The organism is Bartonella sp. B12(2025) (assembly GCF_053795135.1).
Genome location: NZ_CP200031.1, coordinates 323,947 through 342,849, shown reverse-complemented (window position 1 = coordinate 342,849; position 18,903 = coordinate 323,947). Strand labels below are relative to the sequence as shown.

The following is an 18,903-nucleotide window of genomic DNA, read 5'->3' as shown; positions in this document are numbered from 1 at the left end:
GTATCCAACGATTCCATCCATTACAGCCTCGCAAACTATAGCTGCTAGTCCATCAGCTATACCTCTTGAAATTATCCCGATAATCAATCCTATACATTGTGCTCCATGTTTCCCATTAAATTCATTTTATGTAAATAATCCTAAACTGAACACTGTACGCCTTACATAAATTTCCTATATGAATTCTTCTTAATTAGCTGTTCATGGAAAAAGCGTATCACACTTTCCTTTTAATAAAATAAAATGAGCAACTCATCCGAAAAGTTGACATCCTTCCCTTGATTCACAAAGCCACAAAAAATATTACTATGTTATTAAAATTAGTCTTGTTGCAATTGTCTTGCGCTTACTTGGCTTGATGAGCTTATTTATTCTTCAGGCGATTATCGACCGCATCTTACCCTTCCAGCGCACGGAAAGCTTTTATGCCATAATTATCCCTTATGGCTACCATGCTGTTCAGCTCGGCTGATAGAAAGCAGCTAGCAATGGAATCAATCAAAAAAACAAGATAGGAAAAATAAATTAACAGTGTCAAAGAATTAAAGATTTCCAGGGTTTAAAATTCTTATTCTCTATTTTAATTTACTAAACCTTGGCTGGGGTACCTGGATTCGAACCAGGGAATGCCGGTACCAAAAACCGGTGCCTTACCGCTTGGCTATACCCCAAAAAATATGTTCACAGCTACTTTTGCACTTTATAACGATTCCCATGATGATGCGCAATATCTGAAAATTAAAGCCCTCACTTTTTATTATAAAGTTTTGATATTTCACTCGTATCACGTTGATGCAAATTTTATAACAGAAAATCCTATTTCTTTACAACTTTAACACAAGTAATAGCTATTTATCCATCGATTATTTTACATTTTTCATATTTTTCTATTTTATTTATTCAATTTATAGCTGCATAAAATGTAGATTTTGCACTTTACAATATATTTAATAGATCATCATTAACCGCATTTTTCTTGATGTATTCAAATCTAAACTCTTTCAATAGGACAAAAGAAAAGAGGAACTTTGCGTGTCAAGGATTTTTGTCTTCTTAATCGCATTCTTGATTTTTGGTTGTCCAGTCTAAAACAATTCATCTTCCCTCACTTACAGATTGAGGCAATAATGCGTGACAAACATAATTAACTTAACATGAAAAATCTTACTTTTGTCGATATAGGCAAACTACGAGTTGTAATTGACTTATAAAATGTTTCTAAATTCTGTGCAAAAACAATATATCTGCACCGCCAGTACTCCGTTGCAAACACCGTGATAAAAGCAACGATACACTCATACGAATAAGCTGGGAAACTTTTGCAAAAATTGAAGACATTTTGTATCATATTTTAGGTAACAAAAACAAAAACTAATAGCTATCTAAATCTACTTTTCATTCTTAAAAAAGATAATCGCATTTTTTCTAGCCTACAGCTATAAATTTTTTGCAGAAACAGTATTATATAAACCAATGATATTTTGATTGATTAAGCGTATATTCAGAAAAAGCACCTTTATGAAGAGATGATTATCAAAATTAAATTAATACAAATAAGCATTCAACATTTGCTTTTAGAAGCTATAAATGGCAGACTAGTTTCGTGGAATGAGCTTAACAATTAGAATCGAGGAGATTTTAAATGGCTTTTGAATTGGCTGCTTTACCTTATGATTATGATTCCCTTTCGCCTTATATGTCACGCGAAACACTAGAATATCACCATGATAAGCATCATCTTGCTTATCTTACAAATACTAACAATTTTGTGAAAGATTTAGGCTTAGAAAATAAAAGCCTTGAAGATATTATTAAAAAAAGTTTTGGAAAAAATACTGCTTTGTTTAATAATGCAGCACAATGTTACAATCATAATCATTTTTGGTATTGGATGAAAAAAGATGGTGGCGGTCAAAAGCTTCCTGAAAAATTAGCAAAGGCTGTTGAAGCTGATTTAGGTGGTTATGACAAATTCCGCGCTGATTTTATTACTGCTGCCAGTACCCAATTTGGCTCTGGATGGGCATGGGTTGCTGTTAAAGATAGCAAACTTGAAATTATGAAAACATCTAATGGTGAAAATCCTTTAGTTCATGGTGCTCAACCTATTCTAGGTGTTGATGTGTGGGAGCATTCTTATTACATTGACTACCGCAATGCACGCCCGAAATATCTCGAAGCTTTCGTAGACCATTTAATTAATTGGGACTATGTTTTGAAGCTTTATGAAGATTATGGATTTTAAGCTGTCTGGACGGTTTTTCATTTTATACTCAAGGCTCCATAATCTAATGAATTATGGAGCCTTTCAAAAAGAAAAGATGTTTAAATTAACAGCAGTTTTTTTCCGCTATTTTTAGGATATATGCATAGATATATGCGATTTCTTCTAGCTTTGAAAAACGTCCAGTCGCACCTGCATGGCCTGAGTCCATATTAATGCGTAATAAAATCGCGTTATCGTCTGTTTTTAAGTCCCGTAATTTTGCCACCCATTTTGCAGACTCCCAATAGGTTACACGAGGATCTGTTAATCCTGCAATTACAAGTATAGGGGGATATTTTTGAGCTTTAACGTTATCGTAGGGGGAATAGGAAGCGATAAGGTTATAATCCTCTTCTGACTCAAGAGGATTCCCCCATTCAGGCCATTCTGGAGGCGTTAGTGGCAGTGAAGCATCTAACATAGTTGTTAAAACATCAACAAAAGGAACATTTGCTACGATTCCAGCAAAATCCTGTGGAGCTATATTAGCGATAGCACCCATTAACATTCCTCCCGCTGAACCACCATGAGCGATAAGTCGGTCATGAGAAGTGAATTTATTGTTTACAAGGTAGCGCCCACAAGCAATAAAATCTGTAAATGTATTGTGTTTAAAGAGGTGTTTTCCTTTCTCATACCATTCGACTCCCTTTTCTTTTCCTCCACGAATATGAGCAATGGCATAAATAAAACCTCTGTTAACTAAAGAAAGTACATTGCTATTAAAACTGGCTGGAATAGCAATTCCATAGGCGCCATAGCCGTAAAGCAAACAAGGTGCACTGCCATTAAGAGCAGTAGTCTTGTGATAAAAAAGCGAAATAGGGATTTCCTCACCATCGTCTGCTATTGCTGTAATACGCCGTGTTACATACTCATCTTTATTATGCCCAGAAGGAATTATTTGCGTTTTTAAAAGCATTCGTTTGCGACTTTTCATTTCATACTCAAACACTTGCTCAGGTGTTGTCATCGATGAATAAGAAAAGCGGATGGTTTGACTGTTATATTCTGCAGCACCCTGCAAACCTAAAGAATAAGCCTCTTCAATAAAAGCAATAGAATGGATTTGTTTAGTGGTACGTTCCATTACTTTTATGCGAGGAAGCCCCTCAAAACGTTCGAGCCAGATAAAAAAATCTTGATAAGCATCATGGGATAATATCAGGCACCCAAGCTGATGTGGCACAAATTCAGACCAATTTTCTGATTGTGGAGATGTGTAGGGTGCTACCATAATTTTGAAGTCTTTTGCGTTATCCAGATTGGTCAGAATATAAAAGACATCACTACCTTCTGTCAGTGAATATTCAATACCTTTTTGTCTCTTCCGTACACATTGGGGAACAGTAAGAGGTGCTTCAGCAGGGATTAACCAAATCTCTGACGTTTCATGATTATGAATATTAATATAAATAACGTCATTAAGCTTAGAGCCACTTACGTATAAGAAAAACCCTGGATTATCTTCACGAAAAATAAGCTTATCTTGCGATTGGTCAGTGTTTAATCGGTGATAATAGAGCTCTGAAGGCCGATGGCTTTCATCCATCTTAGTATAGAAAAAACCTTCAGATTTAGCATCCCACACAATCTGTCCGGATGTATCAGTAATTACGTCCTTACAGTCAGACAATGTTTCCAAATTACGAATTTTAGCTCTGTAGAATTCTGATCCTTTGTCATCATAGGTCCATACAACATGTTTGTGATCAGGAGATTCTTGAACTGAACCGAAACTGAAATATTCTTTACCTTCAGCCAAAGCATCACCATTAAGGTAAACGTTTTTTTCTCCACCATTCCTTGGTGTACGAAAATAATGTAGTTGCTGACCTCCAGTAACATAAGAGAATCCATAAGCAAAAGGTCCATGTTTTATAGGAATGGAACTGTCATTCTCCTGGATACGGCTTTTCATTTCGTTAAAAAGCAAATTTTGCAATGACTTTGTATCAGCCATTTGAGCAGCCTGATAAGCATTTTCCTTTTCGAGATGATGTCGAATATTTGCATCAAGACAGTTAGGATTTTTAAAAACATCTTGCCAATTATATGCACGTAACCAATGATAGGGATCATCACGACAAACACCGTGATACATTTCTTTATGAAGAATTTTTGATGCTTTGGGAGGAATTACAGAAGAGCCAGTCATGCACAATCCTATGTTAAAAGATATTGATAGTTTCGTTTATATATTAGAATCACATTATTTATGTAAGTTTGTAAATCTGAAATTTCTGCTCACTTGCAAAAATACAGCTGCGATAGTTTCCACAATTACATTATGCGCTTCTGTCTATCATATATCACAGGCATAATCTTCTATTAGTATAATGCCACTTTCTATAAAATATAAACAAGCTAAGAAAACTGGACTATTTGGTAGAAAAATTGGAATTTTCTTTAAATGGTAGAACTAACTTTTGGAGATACACCATAAAATTCAATTTAAGAATATATTGAGAATATTGGTATCACGTGCTGAAAAGAAAAAGATCTTTCTGTACCATAATGACATGTGATAGTTTCATAATTTTTTGTTTTAGTATTTTACTTTTATAAAAAAGTTCTCTCTTTTTTTGTAGATGTATATTATTCCATGATATTATGTGTATCTTACATATGTTGTGTCTTTTATTTTATTCACCGACTTTTTGAATTTTAAAAATCATTTAAACTACTTTTTATACTCAGAAAAGATACTATTACTATACAAAATTTAAATTCTTCATGAATAATACTAAATTATAAATATATAAAATAAAATTCTTAATTTATAGATTACATTTTTATATTTAATAGTTTTATTTCTAAATTTGCTAAAAAATAAATAACTTTACGATTATATTATTTTTTTATATTTATGATATGTTTTAAATTATGCATGATGTTTTATAGAACAATATTATATTTTAATATGTAAAAAGTTGGTTTTTCTTATTGAATATTATGACCAAAAATAGGTATTTATTTGATTTTTTTGTGTTTTTACAATTTTATAGAATAATTGAATTGACAAAAAAGATTTTTGTACAATATGAAATCTATACACATAAGATCTCTGCATCATGATTATATACACCATATCTCGATTTTAAATTAAAGGAAACAAGAATGGAACATCGTCCAGTCTTAGAGACTGAAAGCAATTTAGTTATTACATTGGTTGCTGATATTGTTGCTGCCTACGTGAGTAATAATTCTATCCGACCGACTGAAGTGCCAAGTTTAATTGCCGATGTTCATGCCGCTTTTCGTAAAGCGGGGAATGTGGAGTTAACAGAAGTCGAAGTTGAGAAGCAAAGGCCTGCCGTTAACCCAAAACGTTCAGTTTTTCCAGATTATCTCATCTGCCTTGAAGATGGGAAAAAGTTTAAATCTTTAAAGCGTCATCTTATGACACATTATGGGATGTTGCCAGAAGAATATCGTGAAAAATGGCAATTGGACAGTTCTTATCCTATGGTAGCGCCTAATTATGCAAAAGCACGTTCAGCTTTGGCAAAAGAAATGGGCCTTGGGCGTAAAAGCAAACGGAAGAAAACAAAGTAATCGCTTTTTTGAAAAAGTATACAACTCTGATATATAAAGGTGCTTTAATAGGCGTGTTTTTGTGGGGATTTTATATAGCTTTTTCTACAAGAGATTAATTTTATACATAGCTCTCGTTACGAATCCGTTCAATCATTGATTTAAGACCGTTCGATCGTTGTGGCGTAAGGTTTTCGTTTAAACCAAGTGTCTCAAAGAGTCCTTCAGCATCGGCATTGCGAATTTCAGAGGCTTTTTTACCTGAATAGAAAGCAATAAGAATGTAGATAAGCCCACGCACAATATGAGCATCAGAATCACCTTGAAACGTTAATGTTGGATTTTCTGAATTATCACGTGAAGATAAAAACCATACTTGACTAACACAGCCAGGAACTTTGTGCTCATCATTTCGAGCACTTTCAGGAAAAGGTGGTAGTTCGTAGCCAAGTTCAATCACATAACGATAACGATCTTCCCAATTATCCAAAAGAGAAAAGTTTTCTATAATATTATCGATTGTTTCTACCATATTTTCAGTCCTGTTTTGTTTTTATAATCATGTTGAATGCAATTGGTGGACAGATAAGTGCTTATTCTTCTTAGCATAATACCAATCATGAAGGTTAAAAGCTTTTATTTCAAGGTAACATCATATGTTTCTGTTTTGGTATAGACTTTTGTGTCTCTACCTTGGGAGTAACATTTTTGGAATCCAATACACGTCCCCAATATTCATAAGCTGCTCTTGCACCATAATGTGCACGTTCACCAAGTGAATTTAAAAAGGACTTTCCAACTTTGCAGGCTTTTATATTACGGTCACAGAATGCTCCAAAATCATTTAAAGCTTCCTTAAAAGCAACAATCACATCACTCGTTGCTGTCTCACTATTTCTTTGGGTAAAGGAATAATCACTATTCGGTTTTGTTACAAAAAATGAAATGATGACAAAGATAAAAAACAAAAAAAACAACAATTTGATCAAAAAACGTATCATGGGCAGCCAACGTACCGCAATTGTAAATGGAACAAAAGTAGTAGTCTATGTTCTTCTTCTTTATAAAAGATTTATAAAATTAGTATTTTATGAAACTGCGTATTTGTTTATCAACTTTGTATCATTAATTATGTTACAATAATATATGATGAGGCTGTACAAAAATGAGATGTATTATCCTTTCGTTAAAAATTAACGTCAAAATCGCACAGTAAAATAAGAAGCGTTGAAGATATACAAGCTTGCACTCTTATTGCTTATAATGAGGAAAAACGCACTGCTACAGAAAAAACTATGAGTAATAACAATGATAATGCGTGAAAGTTACGATACTGTACAGCACATATTGCAATTTTTTTGTTTCATAAAAACGCACAATAAAATTACAAAGGCTAAGCAGGTAGCTTATTCTCTTGCACATATTGTCAAAATCACTACCATTAATATTTATAAAATTAATCACATATTAATAGGACAGATTTATACTAGAATACATATGATATATTTGGAAGGGATACGCACTGCTATCAACTCTGTAGCGCAGTAAATAAATGTGTTTCAGCTTTGATTTCAAGCACTACCCAATATATGCAGAAAAATGATGAAATAACGTTGCACTTCTAATTTACACGATGATATGTGACAACGTGGCTTATAAGTGCAAAAATGATGTCGCATAGTTGGAAGCTCTTTTTATACATACCCAAAATGTTATAGAATATTAAAGTATGAAAAGTAGATGAGGACTCTTGCTGATTTATCAGCTTATAAATTTATATAACACGCTTATTCATTTTAGCAATTGGAAAGGAGAAAGCAACAACATAAATACATCTCTCTCACTGAAAATGAATATAATTTATGCGTTTCTATGTAGAAAACGATTGCAATTGAACTTAAAATAAGAATAATGACAAAAATAAAGACGTACAAAACAAAAAACATAAAACAGCGTAAACAATATAGTAGTATTGTTATAACAATTATTCTTATAATTTTCTGTTTTATTTTTTGGATAGTAAAAACACTTTATTTTTACACACGCAAAAACACTTTATTTTTCGTTGGATTCCTTCTCTTTGCCATTAGTTTTGGATTTTTTTCGTTTAATGCTTTATTTTCACAAAGAACAATGCATGAGGATGTCTTTACTAAAATAAGATTCACATTCTCTCCAGATGTAGAGAAAAGCTCTACTCTGTCCCAAAAAAAAGACAAACTTCATACAGCTTCTCATGTCGCTTCTGTGCCTTTTTCAAACCACCTGCATAAAAATCCATCTTCACATTTTCCGTCAGAAAAAACGCTAAAAGTGCAAAAGAAGCTGGCAAAACTAAGACTTTATGATGGTCCTTTAGACGGATTGGAAGGACCTAAAATGCGTCGTGCCATAGCACTATGGAAACAACAAACCGCTCATGGAATGCAAAATAATATTTTATCCAATCCCGCAACAGATAAGATTGCGCTATTAATTAAGCAGAGCGAAATGGAAATGGCAAATGAGACAACAAAGAAAAAAGATATGCCACGCTCAAAAGAAACTGCTTCAGCCGCTCCTGTTGCAGATATTATACAAGTGCAAAAAGCTTTACGTATTTTTGGTCATCAGGAGGTTATTATCACAGGTGTAGAAGATCAAAAGACAACAGAAGCCTTAAAACAGTTTCAAAAAATGTTTGATCTTCCCACAACAGGTAAGGTTAATCGCACAGTTTTGATGAAAATGCGTGAAGTTGGGTTGTTGAATTGAAAGTAACTATCTGCCTTATAAAGAAAACGTTCAAAACATCTAAATAATATACTATCCTATTTTATGCTTTTTCTCATAAACACATCAAAGACATGCTTTCATCTCTCCTAAGCATAAAGCTCAATAATGTATCCTAAAAGAATTTTCTTTTTCCTTTTAATGGAAAAATAAAGAGCACGTATAATTTATTCTGCGTACTGTTGCAATCACATAATGAGAATAGTTTTAAAGCTTTATGTCTTTTTTGCAATTGCCGACTGCGCTGCTGCTAAACGTGCAATTGGCACCCGAAAAGGAGAACATGAAACATAATCCAGATTATTTTCTTCACATAAAGTAATAGAGGAAGGATCGCCCCCATGTTCACCACAAATTCCCAGTTTAATTTTTCCACGCTGTGAACGACCACGCTGTGCAGCAATAGCAATGAGCTCCCCTACTCCATCACGATCAATGGATACGAAAGGATCTTGTTCTAAAAGACCTTTTTGGAAATACGTTGTCAAAAAAGGAGCAGCATCATCACGTGAAATTCCAAAAGTTGTTTGTGTCAGATCGTTTGTTCCAAATGAAAAAAATTCTGCAGTTTCTGCAATTTCATCTGCCCGAAGAGCTGCCCTTGGAAGCTCAATCATCGTCCCCACCATGTACTGAATATTGCTTCCCTTTTCCTTCATCACTTCACCAGCTACCTGATCAATACGAGATTTTACAAAATCAAGTTCAGATTTAAGCGCAACAAGTGGCACCATAATTTCAAGCATAACAGGAGATCCAAATTTTTGAGAAGTTTCTGCTGCTGCTTCAAAAATAGCTCGCGCCTGCATTTCTGCAATTTCGGGATAAGTAATCGCTAAACGGCATCCCCGTAACCCAAGCATAGGGTTAAATTCATGCAACTTCTGCGCACGTTCAGCGAGCATTTCAGCAGAAACTCCCATAGCCGTTGCAACATCAAGAATTTCTGTATCCGTTTTTGGCAAAAATTCATGTAATGGTGGATCTAGCAAGCGGATAGTAACAGGTAAACCACGCATAATTTCAAACAGTTCTCTAAAGTCTAAACGCTGCATTGGCAAAAGTTTATCCAATGCTTTACGACGGCCGCTTTCATCATTACTTAAAATCATTTCACGCATAGCAACAATACGTTCACCAGAAAAAAACATATGTTCCGTACGGCAAAGTCCAATACCTTCAGCTCCAAAAGAACGCCCCGTACGTGCATCAGACGGTGTTTCAGCATTGACGCGAACTCTTATACGTCGCAGTTCATCAGCCCACTCCATCAATTTTGCAAAATCTCCACAAAGCTCAGGTTGCAACATCGCAACCTCTCCTTTGAAAATTTCTCCGCTTCCACCATCAATCGTAATGACTTCGCCCTTTTTAAAGCTTTGCCCTGAAGCAAACATTGTGTTTGTATTATAATCAATCCGCACACTACCAGCACCAGAAATACACGGCTTTCCCATACCACGCGCTACAACAGCAGCATGGCTTGTCATACCACCGCGCGTTGTTAAGATCCCTTCTGCAGCGTGCATACCATGAATATCTTCTGGACTTGTTTCTATGCGTACCAAAATAACTTTGCGGCCTTCTGCCAATGCAATTTCTGCCTCCTCTGAAGTAAAAACAATTTCACCAGTTGCCGCTCCTGGAGAAGCAGGTAAACCACGTGCGATAACAAAACGTGCTGCTTTTGGATCAAGTGTCGGATGTAAAAGTTGGTCAAGCGATTTTGCATCAATGCGCATCACCGCCTCTTCACGATTTATTAATCCCTCCTCAACCATTTCAATCGCCATCTTTAAAGCTGCACGAGCCGTTCGTTTTCCTGAGCGAGTTTGCAATATCCATAATTTACCTTTTTCAATTGTAAATTCAAGGTCTTGCATATCCTGATAATGCCGTTCAAGCTTCTGCGCGATCTGACACAAATCCCCAAAAGCCTCTGGCATAATCTTTTCTAAAGATGGCTTATTTGAAGCTGCAACGATACGCGCATTTTCTGTAATATTTTGGGGAGTTCGGATACCCGCCACAACATCTTCACCCTGCGCATCCACTAAAAATTCACCGTAAAGCTCTTTTTGCCCAGTTGATGGATTGCGTGTAAAAGCAACACCCGTTGCCGAATCTTCACCCATATTGCCAAAAACCATAGCTTGCACATTAACTGCCGTTCCCCAACTTTCAGGAATGCTATGTAAACGGCGATAAGTAACCGCACGTGCTGTCATCCAACTTGAAAAAACTGCTCCAATTGCCTCCCACAACTGTTGTTCAGGATCTTGCGGAAAAGGCTCCCCTAACTTTTCTTCAACATATGCTTTATAAGAAATAATAATATCTTTCCAATCATCTGCTGTCATTTCTGTATCAGTAGCATAACCATTGCGCAGTTTTGACTCATCAAGAATCTTTTCAAAATACGAATGATCTAACCCCAGAACAACACTAGAATACATTTGAATAAAACGACGATAACTGTCACAAGCAAAACGTTCATTATTGGCTTGTAAAGCAATTGCTTTTACAGTCTCATCATTCATACCAAGGTTAAGAACTGTATCCATCATCCCTGGCATAGAAACCCGAGAACCTGAACGAACAGAGAGTAAAAGTGGCCTTTCTTTATTACCAAATTCACGCCCTGTTTGCTCACCAATACACTTAAGTGCTTGCTTAACAACTTCTCCTAATTCTTCTGGATATGACCTGTCATGTGCATAATAAAAATTACAAACTTCCGCTGTAAGGGTAAATCCGGGAGGGACAGGCAAACCAAGATTACTCATTTCCGCTAAATTAGCCCCTTTGCCACCGAGAAGATCGCGCTTACTCACACTTCCTTCTGCACTGCCATCCCCAAAACTATAAACCCATTTCGCCATCGCACAAGTCCTCTCATATCAGTATAAAAACATTACTTTGTTCGAGTTAATCATCAAAAGTAATAACTTGATTCAAAATTAACCTAACAAAAAAAAATACTGCTTCACAAATGCGCAAAACTAACTCTCCCAAAAGGGAAATGAGCACATGTATTAATACCCATTTTCTGTAGGAAAAATTTAGTTTTTAAGAAAACTATCAATCACCGAAGAGAAAGCTTCTACTGACATGGCACCTTCATACTTATTACCATTGATAAAGAAGGTAGGTGTTGCTTTAACACCAAGTTTTTTACCACGCTCAAAAGATGCGTTTACTTCATCTAAAATGCTCTGATTTTGCAGACAAGCATTAAAACTTTCATCCGTAAGTCCTGCCATTAAGCTAATTTTCTTCAACGGTGTCAGAGCATCTTTCTCCCAAACCCACTCATGTTGTTTCTGAAATAAAACTTCTATCACAGGGAAATAGCGATCTTCTGGAACACATCGCGCCAACATAAAACCTGCTGTTGCACGAGGATCAAAAGCATACTCCCGGAAAATAAGTTTAACTTTTCCCGTTTTGATATATTCTTTACGAATTTTGGGAAATATATCATTATAAAAATGCTTACAATGAATACATGTCAACGAAGCATATTCAACAATTGTTACCGGTGCATCCGCCTCACCCTCAAACCGATCCTTCACTCTTCCTGATTGAAGAACCTCAGCCATATCGACAGTTGCAACTGGTTTAATGCTACTAGTTGAAGCAATAGCTGTACTGATTTGTACGGTTACTGTTAAAAGAAAAATTATCCCGAAAGACAAAAAAGAACGGCATTTTATCATAAATAATACTTTTCTACTGTTATTAAACGAATAAGAATCCAAACTTCTCTCATATACTAAAGAAAAATATATAAGTTAACTTGCTAATTATTATTTTTTTTCTGCAAAAATGCAACAGCCAAGTTTGTAAAGTGATTGGCGTAAGTTTTCATTTTCAACTTCCTCTAGCATCTTTTCTATACGCTTTTTATCTTTTTCATTCAGGTTTGACTTTACCGGAAAATGATTTGTCAAAGCAGACACGCACCTTTGCTCAATCTTGATGCGATCAATAGCAATATACCCAAAAAAAACATTAATTCTATGGAGCAATTCATCTGTTTCATGCATCAATTTTAATGCAGTAAACCCTTCACACGCTATAACAAGTGTTGCAGGTTGGAAAATTTCATCTTGAGCTGCCCGACGTTTCCAAATAATTTTAAGCGGCATTGTGTATTCACCGATATCATAACCTACAATCTGTGGCCAATGCTCTATAAGCGCGACATTAAGCCCTGTTCGTTTACGTAAAACCGGATCAAGTATCTTGGATACCGTCTCAGAAAGAGAATAAAAAGAGCGCTTTTTAAATTGTTTTCTCATTTTTCTAGGTCACATCGTTCCGTCATGTATTAAATTATAATAATTTTTTCCTTCATCTAAAAGCTATGACCAAAAAATTCATCAAATATCAACAAAGTCCAACCCTTATCCAATCAGAGTCTCTGCAATAAAGAGACAAAATAAACTATGAATTGCAAAACAAATGCTTTTTTTTTTGCATTTTATATCTCCTTGTGATTGAAAACAATCATGTATGAGATTTCTTCGCGCCTCCTTTCTTGGTACGATCAAAAGCATCGACATTTACCATGGCGGATTACCCCCGAAAAACGAATACAAGGTATCAGCCCTGATCCTTATCAAGTTTGGCTTTCTGAAGTCATGCTTCAGCAAACAACTGTCAAAGCCGTTAAACCTTATTTTCAAAAATTTCTGAAACTTTGGCCTGATCTCTCTTCTTTAGCAAAAGCCTCTCAAGACGATATCATGAAAGCATGGGCTGGCCTTGGCTATTATTCACGCGCACGAAACCTTAAACATTGCGCCCAACAGCTAATTGAAAACTACGGAGGGCAATTTCCACAATCCGTAAAAGCATTGCGTACCCTATCCGGTATTGGAGATTACACTGCCGCAGCTATTGCCGCAATTGCTTTTAACCATCCTGTAGCAGTTGTTGATAGCAATGTTGAACGCGTGGTAACCCGCTTATTTGCTATCACCTCAACATTGCCAAAAGCAAAAACCGAAATTAAAGAAAAAACACAAAAAATTACTGCCTTAGATCGCCCTGGCGACTTTGCTCAAGCGATGATGGATCTGGGGGCAACTATTTGTACACCGCGCAAACCATCTTGTCCACTCTGTCCTCTTCAAAGTTTGTGCAAAGCAGAAAAGATGCAAATAACAGAGTCTTTTCCAGTTAAAGTCCCTAAAAAAGAACGCCCTTCAAAAACTGCTGCTGCTTTTGTTGTACTTAATGAAAATAGGCAAATTTATTTGGAAAAACGACAAGGAAAAAAATTACTCAGCGGAATGACTCAAATTCCCAACAATATTGGAATAAACGAAGAGAACGGACTCCAAAATGCACCCTTTACTGCCAATTGGCAGTTCAAAGGGCAAATTACGCATGTTTTCACCCACTTTTCTCTGAAACTTGACGTTTACTATATCGACAGTATTCGCGAAATGAATTGTGAAAATGGCTGGTGGTGCGACATCCATCACCTTGCCGAGGAAGCACTCCCGACTGTTATGAAAAAGGCTATTTCCATAGCGATTCCTAATTCTTTTAGATTTAAATAACTTTCCTCTGAAAAAATGAGTTTTTCATTTCAGCGCGAACTAATTTATCTTTCATAGAACACCAGTTTTTAACATCTGTGAACGTATTATCATTCTTAAGTTATCTATTGACCTCAATCGTCCGTTTTCCTCATAATACCAAAAAGCCCAACCATTACAGCTCTGTGAATCTTGAGCCTTTCGCCCCATTGCATGAATAGAACCAGCTTCACCACCATGCATAACCGTACCGTCTGCCCTTATAATAGCAGATACTTGTTTCTTCCGATCATAAAGAACTTCTCCAGGATGGAGTAAACCAGCTTCAAGCAAACTGTTGAATGCTACACGCGGCTCTGCTCTTTTTCTATCCGAAATCGCTAATTCTGGTTTCTCTAAAGGTTTAACCGCAGCGATCCTCTCACATGCCGCGTCAATGTAGTGTTGCTCACGTTCAATACCCACAAAATCACGCCTTAAAAGTTTAGCAACAGCACCTGTCGTTCCTGAACCAAAAAACGGATCAAGAATGACATCACCAGGCTTACTAGAAGCCATAATAATGCGGGCTAATAATGCTTGTGGTTTTTGTGTGGGATGTAATTTACGCCCTGACTTATCTTTTAAACGTTCAGCGCCAGTACAGAGAGGGAAAAGCCAATCTGAACGCATTTGTAAATCTTCATTTGCAGCTTTTAAGGCATCATAATTAAATGTATACTTTTTATCCTTTTGATCTCGAACAGCCCAAATAAGCGTCTCATGAGCATTTTGAAAGCGACGCCCCCGAAAATTAGGCATAGGATTATTTTTACGCCAAATAATATCATTAAGCATCCAAAAACCTAAATCTTGTAATGCTGTACCAACCCGAAAAATATTATGGTAAGACCCAATAACCCAAAGTGTCCCGTTAGGTTTCAAAACACGACGACAAGCAAGCAACCATGCGCGCGTAAAAGCGTCATAAGCAGCAAAACTCTCAAACTGATCCCATGCATCATCAACCGCATCAACAAGCGAATGATCTGGACGATATAAAGCACTATCCAACTGCAAATTATAAGGAGGATCTGCAAAAATCATATCAACGGAATGTTTTGGAAGTTTTTCCAATACTGCAACACAATCCCCCTTGAAAATTTTATTGCGCCATGGCGTCTGTGAGGGAGTACGAACGAAATCTTTTTGAAGTTGAATAACTGTCATGAAAAACCCAACGAAATAAACCGAATTTACCTTATAATCAATCAGAATGGTTTGTAGACCCGCATTAGCACTCCATATTCACAAAATAGAGTAAATGTATCGTTAAACTCCTGCAAAATTGATATTTGTTTTTGCTCTTTCAAGGAAAATAAAGAAATTGCATACTGATAAATTCTTATTTTTCTTTTCTTCAACATGCTGTTCACATATTCTTTATTACATAAAATAAATTAAGAATCATTGTTGAAGCGTATTTTTATAAAATAAAGCCTTTCAATATCCTCTTCGTGCTAATTCTCACGCCATAAACAACAAATAAAGGAATATCTTATGCCTCAGATAGATCTCGTTATTTTTGATTGTGATGGAGTTCTGGTAGACTCTGAATATCTCGCAGCAAAAATTGGATCTCAATTACTTAAACAAACAGGATATGAAATATCACCTGAAGAATTAAGTGAACATTACGCAGGACTAGTCTTTGTTGATATCCTCAAAAGAGTCGAACAGGAAACAGGAAAACCAATTTCTGCTCATCTCATAGATCAAATGTCAGATCTTTTTCGAGCACAAATAAAAACTGAATTACATGCTATCGATAGTATAAGGGAAGTGCTAGAAATCATTCGAACTCGCTACCCTTATTGTATTTGTTCCAACGCAGCAAGTATAGAGCTTAAAGAAATGCTTACCATCGTTAATCTCTACGATTTTTTTGATGATAAAGATAAAATATTTTCTGCCCCTGAAGTTGGAACAAAAAAAACTAAACCAGACCCTGATGTTTTTCTTTTTGCCGCACAAAAATTGCACGCAGAGCCAACAAACACGATTGTTATCGAAGATTCTATTCATGGGGTACATGCTGCAACAGCAGCAGGCATGCGCGTCATCGGCTTTACTGGAGGATCACACAGTTATCTTGGCCACTCTAATGCACTTGCAGAGGCTGGTGCTGAAACGGTTATCGCCAAACATGCGCATTTACTAGAAGCCTTAGAGGCAATGGCAATATGGCGAGATGTATCATAAAAAGATCTCTTGGATATATATCCGTTTATAGGCTCTCTCAACAACACTTTTATCAAGATGCCTTACCTCTATATTAAGACATATTTACAAGAGCTAAGACACAACTATATTGGCTACGATAATGATAAACAATCCGTATGCACCATTATCATAATCCATGAAATCTACCCAATTGGGATTCTGCTTATTGTGGAAAAACTATACATTTTGCTTCATATCCATAACAAAACACGAAACTGATTACACTTGAGAAAGAACCACGCTCTTTCCTTCACTAATAAGGGCACGGATAAGAGCAAAATACAGTCTTCAGAGTACACGATCTGTAACAATCATAATCATGGATAAAAATCCACAAATATTTCATTTATAAGAACCTATTGATTAATTAGCCTATCACAATTTTCATATTCCTTCTTTATTACATACCGGATAGTAAACAGAACATCATTCAGCAATTTATCTCATAAAGAACTGGAAAAACAACTTTTAAAAATCCCTTTTATAATTTCTAATTAGGATTTTCTCATTGTCTGCTACTGTTTTTTGATACTAAAGCCTACTAATATGATATACTTATCCATAAAACATAGAAAGAATATTTCAAAAAACGCTGACCATAAGAACAGTACAAAAAGCCTTACCCTGATAGTTTTCTTCTCTTACAAACTCATCTAGCTATCACTTTTAAAATCAGCCTTTTTAATAAATTATACCATTTTTACACATATCCTTAGTAAATTTTCTAACATACTTGTAGTAAATAAAATATAAGTTACAGTTCTATTATGTATTTTTATAAAAATACATAATAGAACATTATTTCTTATTGACTATAAACTCATAATGGAATATTTAATATTACATAATGTGATCTATAGATACGTTTTGTAATTTATTTTATTCAGAAAGCATCTATGGATACACTCAACTATTATATATTAGTAAAGTAGAGAATATTTGAGGTAAAAACTATGGTTAAAATATTTAAAATTTACGTGTTAAATATTTTTATAGCGGCTACTTTTTTTCTTTCACAAGTTGAAAATGTTAATGCAAATCATTTGAAAAACACCCCTCAAAAAGAAGATGCTGCTAATTACGTAATAAAACAAGTCAAAAATGTGAAATCTAAAGCAGTCGGCATAGCTACTCTTTATGTTCCAGCTGTAAGTTACGACGCGGATAATAAAGCTACTGTTGAAGGAAAAGTCGAAAAGGCAGCCGATCCCCTCACAATAGGAATGGGGATATTGGTTACTGGATACGTACTAGACCTTATAGGGACAATAATAGGATGGGTAAAGGACATCGTGTCAATGTTTAAATAAGGCTGCTTAGTGTAAAGTTCTAAAATATACCATCATTATGTTCTTTAATATTTATTAATAAGTACATAAAGAACTTTATTATCGTTACCATAAATAAAAATATAGGCAATACATCTTAGCATCAATGTCTGTCTATTATACTAATGCATTCACTTGCTGATGCTAAGAATAGAAAGCATTTGAGGTAAAGTTATGATCAAAATATTTAAAATTTACGTATTAAATACTTTTATAGTGATTGTTTTTTTTCTTTCACAGATTGTAAATGTTAATGCAAACTATTTGAAAAACAACTCTCAGTCAAACAATATTTCTTTTTCTGTAATGGAACAAGGAAGGAAGAAAACAGTCAATATGTCTGCCTATGTACCAGGCTTAATCCATGAAGCAGAAAACAAAGCTGTTACTGAAGGGAAAATTGAAAAAGTACTTGAGCCCGTTACACTAGGGACTTTTGGTCTTGGAGTATTTATTGGATATGCATCAAGTGCAACAGGCATGCTGATAGGATTGATAGTAGGCAAAATAGTAAAACTTATCAAATCCTCTATTAAAAGTTGAAATTTCATAAGAATAAGATCTTTTAGTATAAAATGTAAGCAGTAAATGCAATTATATATTTGTCAATTATCAATAATAAAAAACGTTAACTATCATAATACAATAAGAGCTTTAAACACTTCTGTCTTTCTCAGTACATTCACTGCTTCCACTGATGCGTTTACTCATCTTATGCTAAAATAGAAAATATTTGAGGTAAAATTATGATCAAAATATTTAAAAATCACGTGTTCAGTATTTTTATAGTACTTGCTTTTTTTCTTTCACAGATTGTACATGTTAATGCAAACTATTTGAAAAACAGCCCTCAACCGAAGAGTGCTTCTTTTTCTGTAATGAAACAAGGAAAAAAAGAAACAGTCAATATGGCAGCTCTCCATGTACCAAGTTTCATACATGGAGAAAAAAATGAAATCGCCATTGAAGGGAAAATTGAGAAGGTGTTTGAACCTATTACAATAGGAGTTTTTACTACAGTGGGAGCTTTGGGTTTTGGAACCTTAATTGGATCTGTTATGGCTATAGTTACTGCGATAATCGGGTGGGCAATAGGTAAAACTCAAAGCAATTAATTCAAAGTTATTCAGTTACTTTCTCTGTTTTAAAAGTAGTATTTAAATTGCAGTCTGCCTCATACAGTTGA

Annotated in this window: 15 protein-coding genes and 1 tRNA gene; 8 read left to right on the top strand and 8 right to left on the bottom strand. The window is 35.2% G+C overall.

Annotated features, from left to right (window positions below):
- Positions 1 to 596: 596 nt before the first annotated feature.
- Positions 597 to 671 (bottom strand) — tRNA-Gln (locus V3564_RS01430).
- Positions 672 to 1,642: 971 nt separating this feature from the next.
- Here V3564_RS01430 and V3564_RS01425 point away from each other — a divergent pair.
- The gene (locus V3564_RS01425) at positions 1,643 to 2,245 is read left to right on the top strand and encodes a superoxide dismutase (RefSeq protein ID WP_455481073.1); all 603 of its coding nucleotides are present in this window, start codon (positions 1,643 to 1,645) and stop codon (positions 2,243 to 2,245) included.
- Positions 2,246 to 2,330: 85 nt separating this feature from the next.
- On the opposite strand, the gene V3564_RS01420 is transcribed toward V3564_RS01425, so the two are convergent.
- Positions 2,331 to 4,424: a S9 family peptidase gene (locus V3564_RS01420; RefSeq protein ID WP_455481072.1), complete on the bottom strand. Its 2,094-nt coding sequence runs from the start codon at positions 4,422 to 4,424 to the stop codon at positions 2,331 to 2,333.
- Between the two features lie 962 nt (positions 4,425 to 5,386).
- Between V3564_RS01420 and V3564_RS01415 the strand changes: the two genes are divergently transcribed.
- On the top strand, positions 5,387 to 5,824 hold the full coding sequence (locus V3564_RS01415; protein ID WP_455481071.1) for a MucR family transcriptional regulator: 438 nt from the start codon (positions 5,387 to 5,389) through the stop codon (positions 5,822 to 5,824).
- Between the two features lie 100 nt (positions 5,825 to 5,924).
- Here the strand turns inward: V3564_RS01415 and V3564_RS01410 are convergent, their stop codons facing one another.
- Both V3564_RS01410 and V3564_RS01405 read right to left on the bottom strand, forming a co-directional pair.
- On the bottom strand, positions 5,925 to 6,335 hold the full coding sequence (locus V3564_RS01410) for a SufE family protein (RefSeq protein ID WP_455481070.1): 411 nt from the start codon (positions 6,333 to 6,335) through the stop codon (positions 5,925 to 5,927).
- Between the two features lie 109 nt (positions 6,336 to 6,444).
- Entirely contained in the window at positions 6,445 to 6,804 is a 360-nt protein-coding gene (locus tag V3564_RS01405; RefSeq protein WP_455481069.1) for a DUF5330 domain-containing protein, read from the bottom strand.
- A 910-nt stretch (positions 6,805 to 7,714) separates the two neighbouring features.
- On the opposite strand from V3564_RS01405, the gene V3564_RS01400 reads away from it, so the two are divergent.
- On the top strand, positions 7,715 to 8,557 hold the full coding sequence (locus tag V3564_RS01400; protein ID WP_455481068.1) for a peptidoglycan-binding domain-containing protein: 843 nt from the start codon (positions 7,715 to 7,717) through the stop codon (positions 8,555 to 8,557).
- 233 nt (positions 8,558 to 8,790) lie between these two features.
- Here the strand turns inward: V3564_RS01400 and ppdK are convergent, their stop codons facing one another.
- The 3 genes from ppdK to V3564_RS01385 form a co-directional block, all read right to left on the bottom strand.
- Entirely contained in the window at positions 8,791 to 11,457 is a 2,667-nt protein-coding gene (gene ppdK / locus V3564_RS01395) for a pyruvate, phosphate dikinase (RefSeq protein WP_455481067.1), read from the bottom strand.
- Positions 11,458 to 11,637: 180 nt separating this feature from the next.
- A complete protein-coding gene (locus V3564_RS01390) occupies positions 11,638 to 12,294 on the bottom strand; it encodes a DsbA family protein (protein WP_455481066.1) in 657 nt (218 codons plus the stop codon).
- A 90-nt stretch (positions 12,295 to 12,384) separates the two neighbouring features.
- Positions 12,385 to 12,879: a DUF721 domain-containing protein gene (locus V3564_RS01385; RefSeq protein ID WP_455481065.1), complete on the bottom strand. Its 495-nt coding sequence runs from the start codon at positions 12,877 to 12,879 to the stop codon at positions 12,385 to 12,387.
- A gap of 210 nt (positions 12,880 to 13,089) precedes the next feature.
- Here V3564_RS01385 and mutY point away from each other — a divergent pair, with 210 nt between their 5' ends.
- Positions 13,090 to 14,148, top strand: a complete 1,059-nt coding sequence (mutY, locus tag V3564_RS01380; RefSeq protein ID WP_455481064.1) for an A/G-specific adenine glycosylase — start codon at positions 13,090 to 13,092, stop codon at positions 14,146 to 14,148.
- Between the two features lie 51 nt (positions 14,149 to 14,199).
- On the opposite strand, the gene V3564_RS01375 is transcribed toward mutY, so the two are convergent.
- Entirely contained in the window at positions 14,200 to 15,336 is a 1,137-nt protein-coding gene (locus V3564_RS01375) for a DNA methyltransferase (RefSeq protein WP_455481063.1), read from the bottom strand.
- Between the two features lie 330 nt (positions 15,337 to 15,666).
- Between V3564_RS01375 and V3564_RS01370 the strand changes: the two genes are divergently transcribed.
- From V3564_RS01370 to V3564_RS01355, 4 genes are all read left to right on the top strand, one after another.
- A complete protein-coding gene (locus V3564_RS01370; protein WP_455481062.1) occupies positions 15,667 to 16,368 on the top strand; it encodes an HAD family hydrolase in 702 nt (233 codons plus the stop codon).
- Between the two features lie 974 nt (positions 16,369 to 17,342).
- Positions 17,343 to 17,699, top strand: coding sequence for a hypothetical protein (locus V3564_RS01365; protein ID WP_455481061.1), 357 nt, complete (start codon positions 17,343 to 17,345; stop codon positions 17,697 to 17,699).
- 192 nt (positions 17,700 to 17,891) lie between these two features.
- Positions 17,892 to 18,260 (top strand): hypothetical protein, encoded by a 369-nt coding sequence (locus V3564_RS01360; protein ID WP_455481060.1) that lies wholly within the window; start codon positions 17,892 to 17,894, stop codon positions 18,258 to 18,260.
- Positions 18,261 to 18,463: 203 nt separating this feature from the next.
- On the top strand, positions 18,464 to 18,832 hold the full coding sequence (locus V3564_RS01355) for a hypothetical protein (RefSeq protein ID WP_455481059.1): 369 nt from the start codon (positions 18,464 to 18,466) through the stop codon (positions 18,830 to 18,832).
- Positions 18,833 to 18,903 lie beyond the last annotated feature (71 nt).

Coding starts and splice junctions, on each gene's coding strand:
- V3564_RS01425 (WP_455481073.1), top strand. CDS start 1,643: ATGGCTTTTGAATTGGCTGCTTTACCTTATGATTATGATTCCCTTTCG.
- V3564_RS01420 (WP_455481072.1), bottom strand. CDS start 4,424: ATGACTGGCTCTTCTGTAATTCCTCCCAAAGCATCAAAAATTCTTCAT.
- V3564_RS01415 (WP_455481071.1), top strand. CDS start 5,387: ATGGAACATCGTCCAGTCTTAGAGACTGAAAGCAATTTAGTTATTACA.
- V3564_RS01410 (WP_455481070.1), bottom strand. CDS start 6,335: ATGGTAGAAACAATCGATAATATTATAGAAAACTTTTCTCTTTTGGAT.
- V3564_RS01405 (WP_455481069.1), bottom strand. CDS start 6,804: ATGATACGTTTTTTGATCAAATTGTTGTTTTTTTTGTTTTTTATCTTT.
- V3564_RS01400 (WP_455481068.1), top strand. CDS start 7,715: ATGACAAAAATAAAGACGTACAAAACAAAAAACATAAAACAGCGTAAA.
- ppdK (WP_455481067.1), bottom strand. CDS start 11,457: ATGGCGAAATGGGTTTATAGTTTTGGGGATGGCAGTGCAGAAGGAAGT.
- V3564_RS01390 (WP_455481066.1), bottom strand. CDS start 12,294: ATGATAAAATGCCGTTCTTTTTTGTCTTTCGGGATAATTTTTCTTTTA.
- V3564_RS01385 (WP_455481065.1), bottom strand. CDS start 12,879: ATGAGAAAACAATTTAAAAAGCGCTCTTTTTATTCTCTTTCTGAGACG.
- mutY (WP_455481064.1), top strand. CDS start 13,090: ATGTATGAGATTTCTTCGCGCCTCCTTTCTTGGTACGATCAAAAGCAT.
- V3564_RS01375 (WP_455481063.1), bottom strand. CDS start 15,336: ATGACAGTTATTCAACTTCAAAAAGATTTCGTTCGTACTCCCTCACAG.
- V3564_RS01370 (WP_455481062.1), top strand. CDS start 15,667: ATGCCTCAGATAGATCTCGTTATTTTTGATTGTGATGGAGTTCTGGTA.
- V3564_RS01365 (WP_455481061.1), top strand. CDS start 17,343: ATGGTTAAAATATTTAAAATTTACGTGTTAAATATTTTTATAGCGGCT.
- V3564_RS01360 (WP_455481060.1), top strand. CDS start 17,892: ATGATCAAAATATTTAAAATTTACGTATTAAATACTTTTATAGTGATT.
- V3564_RS01355 (WP_455481059.1), top strand. CDS start 18,464: ATGATCAAAATATTTAAAAATCACGTGTTCAGTATTTTTATAGTACTT.